Raw genomic sequence first — 1,372 nt, 5'->3', positions numbered from 1 at the left:
CCGGATCGCCGACGCCCCGGAGAACATCCTTCGATCCGACAACCCGATCGGTGAGGTCGCCCAGCGCGTCCAACCCGCCGTCGTCAACATCTCGGTGTCCACGGCGTCAGCCCAGGGGGAGGGCTCCGGCATCGTCATCGACCCACAGGGCTACATCGTGACGAACAACCACGTCGTCACCATGGACGGCGCCGCCGACCGCGCGGACATCGATGTCATCTTCCCCGACGGCTCCAGGGCCTCGGCCGAGATGGTGGGGCGTGACCCCGCCACCGACCTCGCGGTCCTCAAGGTCGACGACGTCCAGAACCTCACCGTCGCCACCCTGGGGGACTCGGACGACGTCCAGGTGGGGGAGCAGGTCATCGCCATCGGCTCGCCCCTCGGACTCGCCCGCACCGTCACCGAGGGCATCGTCTCGGCGACCCGGCGCCCGATCGCCCTCGGGGAGTCCACCTCGGACGGCGACGTGGTGATCGACGCGATCCAGACGGACGCCGCCATCAACCCCGGCAACTCCGGGGGACCGCTCATCGACGGGACCGGAGCGGTCATCGGTATCAACACCTCCATCTTCACCCAGTCCGGGGGTTCCATCGGTCTCGGCTTCGCCATCCCGGTCAACGACGTCCGCGAGATCGCGACGTCGCTCATGACCGACGGGGCGGTCCGCCACGCCACGATCGGCGTCAACGCCCGCAAGGCGGACAACGGGTCGGTGGAGGGCGCCGAGATCGTCAACGTGCGTGAGGGCTCGCCCGCCGAGGAGGGCGGACTCCGGGAAGGGGACGTCGTGACCAGGGTCGGTGACCGGCAGGTGCGTTCCTCCGATGAACTGGTGGTGGCCGTCCGTCGCGCCGGGGCGGGCGTCGACGTCCCGGTCGAGGTCCTCCGCGGTGGAACGCGGGTCGAACTGACCGTGCGCCCCGCGCTGGGCTGACCGGGGGCACCGGACGACTCGGGTTCCCACCGGTGAGCCCGGCGACGTATCCTGGCTGCGATGTTCACAAACGTGGGGTGGTCCGAGCTCCTGGTGCTCGGCGTGGTGGCGTTGGTGGTCCTGGGGCCCGAGCGCCTACCCGAGGCCGCCCGTTGGCTGGCCTCGGCGATCCGCAAGGTCCGTGAGTTCGCCAGCAACGCCCAGCAGCAGCTCCGGGATGACTACGGGACCGAGTTCGAGGAGTTCCGGGAGCCCCTCAAGCAGCTCAACGACCTGCGTGGGCTGAGTCCGCGCGCGATGGTCACCAAGCATCTCCTTGACGGTGACGACTCCCTGTTCTCCGGGGACTTCGGAGCCGCTGCGCCGGCGGGCGCTCCCGCGGTCGCCGGCGGGGCGGGTTCCGCGGGAACGGCCTCCGCCGACCCCCGCCGG

General features: G+C 70.8%; 2 protein-coding genes. Both read left to right on the top strand.

What is annotated here, in order from left to right; genetic code table 11:
* Positions 1-940, top strand: a 940-nt coding sequence (locus tag G6023_RS00570) for a S1C family serine protease (RefSeq protein ID WP_182633816.1), incomplete at its 5' end; no start/stop codon positions are given.
* A gap of 60 nt (positions 941-1,000) precedes the next feature.
* Positions 1,001-1,372: Sec-independent protein translocase protein TatB (gene tatB, locus G6023_RS00565; RefSeq protein WP_241727585.1), on the top strand; the 372-nt coding region annotated here is incomplete at its 3' end.

Source organism: Dietzia sp. DQ11-71 (assembly GCF_014144995.1).
Taxonomy (GTDB): domain Bacteria; phylum Actinomycetota; class Actinomycetes; order Mycobacteriales; family Mycobacteriaceae; genus Dietzia; species Dietzia kunjamensis.
Note: the sequence above shows the minus strand (reverse complement) of the source record. Positions and strands in the feature narration are given on the sequence as shown.